General features: G+C 55.2%; 4 protein-coding genes. 2 read left to right on the top strand and 2 right to left on the bottom strand.

Annotated elements, in window-relative coordinates:
* The coding region (locus H6F43_RS02785; protein WP_190340479.1) for an ABC-F family ATP-binding cassette domain-containing protein at positions 1–1,067 on the bottom strand (1,067 nt) is incomplete at its 3' end.
* A 511-nt stretch (positions 1,068–1,578) separates the two neighbouring features.
* Here H6F43_RS02785 and H6F43_RS02780 point away from each other — a divergent pair.
* Positions 1,579–2,280 (top strand): alpha/beta hydrolase-fold protein, encoded by a 702-nt coding sequence (locus H6F43_RS02780; RefSeq protein ID WP_190340478.1) that lies wholly within the window; start codon positions 1,579–1,581, stop codon positions 2,278–2,280.
* Between the two features lie 154 nt (positions 2,281–2,434).
* Positions 2,435–2,902: a hypothetical protein gene (locus tag H6F43_RS02775; RefSeq protein ID WP_190340477.1), complete on the top strand. Its 468-nt coding sequence runs from the start codon at positions 2,435–2,437 to the stop codon at positions 2,900–2,902.
* A 138-nt stretch (positions 2,903–3,040) separates the two neighbouring features.
* On the opposite strand, the gene H6F43_RS02770 is transcribed toward H6F43_RS02775, so the two are convergent.
* Positions 3,041–7,882: a cadherin-like domain-containing protein gene (locus H6F43_RS02770; protein ID WP_206754533.1), complete on the bottom strand. Its 4,842-nt coding sequence runs from the start codon at positions 7,880–7,882 to the stop codon at positions 3,041–3,043.
* Positions 7,883–7,915 lie beyond the last annotated feature (33 nt).

Below are 7,915 nucleotides of genomic sequence, written 5' to 3'. Positions count from 1 at the left end.
GCTCCGTTACCGCCAATAATCCCCACGCGGTCTTCGGGACTGAATTCGTGGCTAAAGTCCTGAATCAGCGTTCGTCCATCGTAGGCTTTGGAAATGTGGCTGAGTTCGATCACCTTTTTGCCAATGCGGCGTCCTGCAGTGGAAATGTCTACTTTGCCCTGCGTCGCTTTGAACTCAGCACCTTGCATCTCATGGATGCGATCGATCCGCGCTTTTTGCTTGGTGCTTCGGGCTTTGGGTCCGCGTTTTAGCCACTCCAATTCTCGTCGAAGCACGCCTTGATGCTTGCGTTGGGAACTGGCAGCGGACTCTTCTGCCAGCGATTTTTTCTCTAAGTAATAGGAATAGTTGCCGCTGTAGGCGTAGAGGTCGCCGCGATCAAGTTCCAGAATCCGCGTCGTCACCCGATCCAAAAAATAGCGATCGTGCGTGATCAGCAGCAGTGCGCCTCGAAAGCGGCCTAGATAGCCTTGCAGCCACTCCACAGACAGCGCGTCCAAATGGTTTGTTGGCTCGTCCATCAGCAGCACATCTGGCTCTGACAGCAGCGCCGTTGCCAAGGCAATGCGCTTGCGGTAGCCACCAGACAGGTCACCAACGCGGGCGTTGACATCGTCGATGCCCAACTTCGTCAAAATGATTTTGGCGTTTGTCTCCAAATCCCACGCGCCCGTTGACTCCATTCGCTGACTGACCGTGGCAAGCTGCGCCATGATGCGATCGCCGTCGCCCTGCCCATGCGCCAATTTATCCGACAGTTCCTCGTACTGTCGCACCAGCGTCATTCGCTCGCCGCTATCGGCAAACACTTGCTCCAAAACCGTACGGCTTTCGTCTACCTCTGGCTGCTGCGGTAGATAAACCACTCGCAGCGCCGAACTCATCTGGATCTCGCCTGCATCGATCGGCTCCAACCCCGCAATAATTTTCAGCAGGGTCGATTTGCCCGATCCATTGGTGCCAATCAAGCCAACTTTATCGTTGGCGTCCAGGCTAAAGCTGGCATCTTTCAGAATCTCTTTGATGCCAAAGTCTTTTTTCACCGATCGCAGTGTCAGAATGCCCATGCTGCAGTTGCATCTATAATCCCACTTTGCACCTTAGCACTCCTGGTCAGTTTGCGGCTTGCCACTCGCTACAGCTTGGATTCATGTCGTCGGATCGAACCGTCGCGATCGTGTCAGTGAGAAGCTCTAAAAACTCTGGTTCAGCTTGTCTCGATCGAGGTTCCTAATCAAGCACGCGAACACCATAACAGCTAGTGTGCTCCTGCTGACAACTCAACGTAAAACAAATTGATCCTTCGGGATGCTCGATCGCGCGGGTAGTCAACCTTGCGTACGAGGGAGACAGCAGTTTGCGTACTTAAAATCAGCCATAACATCAGCCATCACAGTTTTTACTCGAACCCTTCAAGCGAGTTTGTGTCTCCGTTGTATTCAGGGTCGTAGATTATCAGAATCTGCGGGTTCTTGCAGTAGGCATCATCGGTACAGTCTTAGCTGCATGTGGGTGAGAGGGGTAGTGGCGAAAAAATACCTAGAGACGATCGCAGTTGAGGCAAAGGAGAGAAGTTCGATGGTACACAACGGATCACAAACCAGCAAAGAGGAAATCGCCGCTACCGGACAGCTATTGGCTCGCCCTACTCAACCAACAGCGGCAGGTGCAGTTGGGTTGCACCCGCTGGAACTAGATGGCAAGCGTGACGGATTTCTTTATGTTCCCAACAGCTACCGACCAGAGCAACCCGCGCCCTTGGTGCTAATGCTGCATGGGGCAGGCGGTAGCGCAGAGGGAGGACTGCAACCGTTTCAGCATTTGGCAGACCAGTCTGACATAATCCTACTGGCGATCGATTCACGCTACAAAACCTGGGACATGATCATCAGCCACTACGGTCCCGACATTGCGTTTATGGATCGCGCTCTGACACAAACGTTTAGCCGCTACGCGATTGATCCAAGCCGTCTTGCGATCGGAGGTTTCTCAGACGGGGCTTCCTACGCACTTTCGGTCGGGATCAGTAATGGCAACCTGTTTACCCACGTCATCGCCTTTTCACCAGGATTCATACGACCTACAAGATATCAAGGAGCACCACGCCTGTTTGTCTCCCACGGCAAATGGGACACTGTGCTCTCGATTGACCGATGCAGCCGTAGGATCGTACCTCAGTTGCAGCAGGCAGGATACGATCTGCGCTACCAGGAGTTCAACGGAACTCATATCATTCCTGGTTCGATCGCCCGCGAAGCTCTAAACTGGTTAACAGAGTAATCGTTCAGTCCGATCGTTCAACAATCTGCCGTTTAGGAACTTTCCTCGATCGTGGTTGCATAGACGGCGCAAACTTCGTACAAATGTACTAAATTAGAGGCAGGGATCGCTGACCTAATTGGGCGATCATGTCGCGCCTCGGAGTCCTGCGCCGATGACTCAACCACTCTTGCTGAAACTGGCGAAACAAGGTGACGCCATTGCGATCGCCGCGCTGATGAATGCGGCCTTGTACGCTCAGCGGATTCGGGTAAGGGCGCGACGAGAGCGCGGTTGCTTGCAGGTGATGCTAAAGTCGGCAACGCCGCTGAACCAGCACGCCACGATCGCGTTTATCCGACGCGGACTGCTGCGGCTACAGGCAGAGCCGATTGAGTCTGTGCGGGCATATGCGTGGCAGGTCGGGCAAGAATTTCCGGAGTGGATTACAGAATTCACCTTGGAAACGATCGCTGAGCCGTCAAGCGCGACAGAAACTCAGTTCAACACAGCCAAGCGTACGTCTCCGATCTCTCCGTTCAATCAAGTGACACAGCCAGCACCGCGATCGCGAGAACTGTTCAAGTTCGGCTTCATGGTAATTTTCAGCATCGTCATCTATTACGTGGTGCTTGGCGTCTAATACTTCATGGTTTTCACACGGCACAGTTGCGGTGCAGGATTTGAGGTAGACGAAAAAAAGACGCTCCGCTGGAGCGTCTCTGATACAAAAGGGTGGTGTCGCCCCGTTGGAAATTCTCCGGGGCGATCGTAGACAGTCCTACGAGTAGTTGTAGGTGATGTCGAAGAAAGCATTGGACAGCGTTCCGCCCGTAGCGCCATCGGACACCGAGAACTCAAAGCCGTCACCTGCACCATTGCGGAAGTAGGCATACTTGACCTTACCTGCGCCAATGTCTTCCTGAGTAAACGTGTCGCCGACTTTTAGGACGCGGTTGTCCAGTCGCAACTCGCCTACCGTTACATCGGGTAACGATCGCAGCGTGTAGACCAACTGACGCTCCGTGTTATCAACATCAGTCGTTAACAGCGCTCCACGCCCAATCGTTGTCACCGAAGAAGAATCACCCCGGATGCTGATGCCTGTGTTCCTCACCAGAACAGGTGCATCATTCAGCGGATTCACTCGAATCACAAAGCGATCGTCGAGTTGCAGGTCGTTGCCCGTTGAAGAAACGCGGAAGAAGAACGTATCATCCGTCTGCTCACCACCTAGATGCTGATAGGAAAGTAAGCCACTCTGGATGTCCTGCTCTGTGAAGGTACCTCCTGCAGCTAGAGAGTTATTGTTCAGCCGCAGCGTTCCCCGTAGCGGAGCCGCCGTTAACGTGTAGCGAATCTCCGACAGGGGCGTGTCTGGATCGATCGCTTGCAGCAGTCCTTTCGTGATGTTAGTGGTCGCACCTTCGTTCACCGTTAGCGGATTGTTTGACGCCAACGTTACCGGATCATTCACAGGAGTGACAGCAATGTTGAACGTTCCGTTACTGCCGCTAGAGCCATCGCTTAACGCAAACGAGAAGCTGTCGCGCGTAGTTTCGCTACCGCTATGGCTGTAGGCGAGGCGTCCGAAGTCAATGTCTTCCTGGGTGAAGGTTTGGTTGACACTCAATGACCCGCCGTTGAGCAGCAGCGTGCCGCTGCTCAACGCACTGGTTAGCGTGTACCGCAGTTCGGACGGACGGTTGTCTGCATCCGTTGCTTGCAGGAACGCTGGCAGGATGTTTAACGTATCCCCTTCCATCACCGTCAACGATGCGTTGGTTGTGACAAGAGGGGTGTCGTTAGACGGCGTGACCGAGATGTTAAAGGTCGTGCTGTCGATCGTGCCACCGCTACCATCCGATACCCGGAAGACAAAGCTATCCGAAGAATCTTCGCCGCCGCCATGCATGTAGCTGAGACGGTTGCCAGTGATATCTGCCTGGGTGAAGGTGCTGCCTGCGCCCAGTGTGGTCACCGTCGTGCCGTTCCTCAGGATCAGGCGGCTGTTGGTGGTCGTAGGAGCTGTGTCGATCATGTATACCAGCGACGACTGCGGCGGACTATCGGCGTCGGTTGTGTTCAGCAGACCGCTACTGATCAGCTTTGTCGTGCCTTCCAGTAGGGAGAGCGACCGATTCGTCACAAGCACGGGCACATCATTGACAGACGCTACCGTGATCGAGACAGAACGCGTCACATCCGTACCCGACGTTGCACCCGTTTTGCCGCGATCGTTGACCGTGACGGTGAGGTTATCGGAGCCAAAGGCATTTGGGTTGCCGCGATAGATTAGCGTTTCAAGAGCCGTGCGAATGCTGTCGATCGTTCCCTCATAGGTTAGCGATCGCTGACCACCACTGGGATTGCTCGTGCCGGTAATCAGTCGCAGCCCTGTGTCGGTTAGCGCCAGAGAGCCGCTGTTAACAGCCAGCGTGACTTGAATCGGGTTAGAGCCAGAATCAACATCGGTCAGAGCGATCGCAGCGGCACCCGTGAAGGTTAGCGCTTCGTCTTCGTTGACGCTCAGTGGACCCGCTGGCATGGTTAGCTGGGGCAGATCGTTCACCGGAGTGATGTTGAGACTGAAGCTCTTGCTGTCGCGTTGCGCACCGCCGATGCCAGAGAGAGCCTGATCGTCGATCGTGACGGTGATTTCGTCAGGTCCGTTGTAGTTGAGGTTGCTGGTGTAGCGCAAGTTCGCCAATGCCGAGTTGAGAATCGACAGAACGCCCCTCGCAGTCACGCTGTTGGTGCCGTTGGCGCTGATGGTCAGTCCTGCCGTCGGCAGCGTCAAGGTGCCTTGAAGCGCCGAAACAGTTACCTCAACAACGCCGGTTGAACCCGCGTCTACATCTGTGACACTGAGGCCCGGTAGAAGAGCGCTGAGGTCTTCTTGTACTGGGCGATTTGCAGTGCTGATCGTCACGGTTGGTGCATCGTTGACAGCGGCCACATTCACTGAGAAGGTGCCCGTGGCAGTCTTGGTGCCGCCGATCGTGCCTGTGTTGCCGTTATCGGTGACGCTAACGCTAATGCGATCCGTACCGCTGACGTTCAGCTTGCCTTGGTACTTCAGGCTGCTCAGCGCCGTGTTGAGGTCGTTCAGCTTACCAGTTAGTTGTAGGTTGCTGCCGTTGCTGCCCGTGAGGATCGTGACGCCCTGAGTTGCGGCGACTCCTAGCGTGCCGCTGGTTCCAGACGTACCCATTCCTAGCGCAGTCAGGGTTACTCTCAGCGGGCCATCGCCTGCATCCACATCGGTAATGCTAAGACCTGTGATGTCCAAAGAGGTGTCTTCCTCAGTATCTAGCGTGGTTGGTATCGCTAGCAGCGGTGCATCATTCACCGATCGCACATTGATCGTGTAGGTCTGCGGACCTGAAACGTTAACGCCACCGTTCTCGGTGCCGCCATCATCGCGCAGTCGTACGGTCAAAATTGCCGTTCCGTTTGCGTCCTGAGCCGTCTTATAGGTCAGAGTGCCGTTGGGAGCGATCGTCGGACCCGATTCAAACAGGTTCGGATTGCTGTTGTCAATTACAAACTCGACCGTCTGAGTCGTCGCCTCGTTGGGCACACCATTGGGCGTCGGAGTTGCGGGACCTGCGGAAATTCCGGTTGCCCACCACACGGTTTGTGCGGGAGCGTCCTCGTCGATCGTCGCGGTAGAGGCACGCCGCGTGAACGTGGGGGCATCGTTAACCGGATTAGCGCCGATCGTGAAAATAGACGGAGCCGAAAGGTTCACGTTTGGAGCCGTACCCGAACCGCTATCGCGCAGAACTACGGTGACATTTGCCGTGCCAAAGGCGTTTGGAGCCAGCGTATAGCTCAGCTCACCTGTGCTGGCGTTGATGACGGGACGTCCATTACTGGTAAACAAGTTGTTACTGTCAGTTGTCACATCGAACGCCAGGGTTTGGGCTGCTTCGTCAGCTCCGCCACCCCGAGAAATTGCCGTCGCCCAACTGGCAACGCGAATCACGCCGCTGTCGTCGCGCTCGTTCACAGTCTGACTGGTGCCTGCGGTAAACGATGGAGCATCGTTCACTGCCGTTACGGTTACCGGAATCGTTAGCAGGGTCGGTCTGCCATTGGCTCCGGTTGAACCCTGGTCGTCGATCGTCACCGAAATCGTGTCGGTGCCGTTGTAATTCCGCACGCCCTGGTAGTCTACGCTGCTCAGCGCATTGGTAATGTCGGCGATCGTGCCGGTGAAGGTGACGGTTCTACCACCGTTGCTGGTGCCGTCTAGGAAGCCAATATTGGAGGATGCTACGGTGAGAGTGCCGTTTGTAGCAACCAGTGTGGCTTTGACGAAGCTATCGCCTGCGTCTACATCCGTCGTTAAGAATGCCAGGTTGAGCACTTCGTCTTCGCGAACTGTGGTCGTTGAGGACATGAGCCTCAGCGTGGGAGAGTCGTTGATGGCGCGGACGGCAATGTCGATCGTCTTCAGAGTGAACTGCTGCTGTCCATCGTCGCCGCTGCTGCCTTGATCGTCAGCGCGAACGGTCAGCACATCTAGCCCATTGAAGTCTTTGTCCGGGTCGTACTTAATGCCGCCGTTTAGGATTGTGCTAATCCGTCCTTGAGCACCTTGCAGAATCACCGTATTGGTGCCGTTGCCTGTGACGATCGTCGAGGGCGTATTCACCGTTAGCTTGCCGTTGTTGACTCGCAGTTCCACAAACAGCGGACTATCACCAGCGTCCACATCGGTAATGCTGATCAGGCGACCCGTGCCGAAGGTCAGAGAGGTATCTTCATCGATGGTTTGAGCACCGGGAACAGTCACGATCGGAGCGTCATTCACCGAGTTGACGCGGATATTAAACGTCGTTAGCGGCAGCGTGCCCGTGGAGCCGTCCGATGCCCGGAACGAGAAGCTATCTGCCGTAGACTCGCTGCCATCATGCGTGTACGAGATGCGGTTGTCTGTAATGTCATCCTGCGTAAACGTCTGATTGCTCGATAGCGCCTGATCACCCAGCTTCAGTTGCCCCTTGGTAGGTGCACCATTGAGCGTGTAGGTCACCGGTCCAGGACCGTCCACATCGGTCACGAGCAGCAGCCCATTCGTGATCGATTGGGTACCGGATTCGTTAAGGGTCAGGCGATCGTTCAGTACAATTTGTGGCGCGTCATTCGACGGCGTGATTGAGATGTTGAAGACACTGGGACCAATTAGCTCAGTTGCTCCATCAGTAATGCTGAAGCTGAAGCTGTCGGAGGCTGCTTCGCTACCCCCTTGCCGATACTTCAAGCGTCCAGCATCAATGTCTGCCTGCGTAAACGTTGTGACTGGGGTGGAATCCAGCAGCAGCGTTCCGGTGGGCGCAGAGAGAACTGTGTAAGTGATTTGCGTGTTGGGGTCAGGATCGATCGCCTGAAGTAGCGACTTACCGATCGGCGTGATCGCTGTATCCGACTCGGTAACGCTGAGCGCTCCTAAGCTGATCAACCTGGGTGGGTCGTTGACCGGATTCACCTTAATGTCGAACGTGCGGGTGGAAATTGCACCGCCTGCGCTGTCCGACACGGTGAATTGGAAACTATCTTGAAGCGTTTCGCTACCGTTGTGGCGGTAGGCAATGCGGCTGGGAGAGTCGTTCAAATCGAACTGGGTAAAGCGCGCACCCAGCGTCAA

Origin of the sequence: Leptolyngbya sp. FACHB-36 (genome assembly GCF_014695955.1) — a bacterium.
GTDB lineage: Bacteria > Cyanobacteriota > Cyanobacteriia > Leptolyngbyales > Leptolyngbyaceae > FACHB-36.
Note: the sequence above shows the minus strand (reverse complement) of the source record. Positions and strands in the feature narration are given on the sequence as shown.

Excerpts from the sequence above, each read along its gene's own strand:
- H6F43_RS02775 (WP_190340477.1), top strand. The coding sequence starts at position 2,435 with ATGACTCAACCACTCTTGCTGAAACTGGCGAAACAAGGTGACGCCATT.
- H6F43_RS02780 (WP_190340478.1), top strand. The coding sequence starts at position 1,579 with ATGGTACACAACGGATCACAAACCAGCAAAGAGGAAATCGCCGCTACC.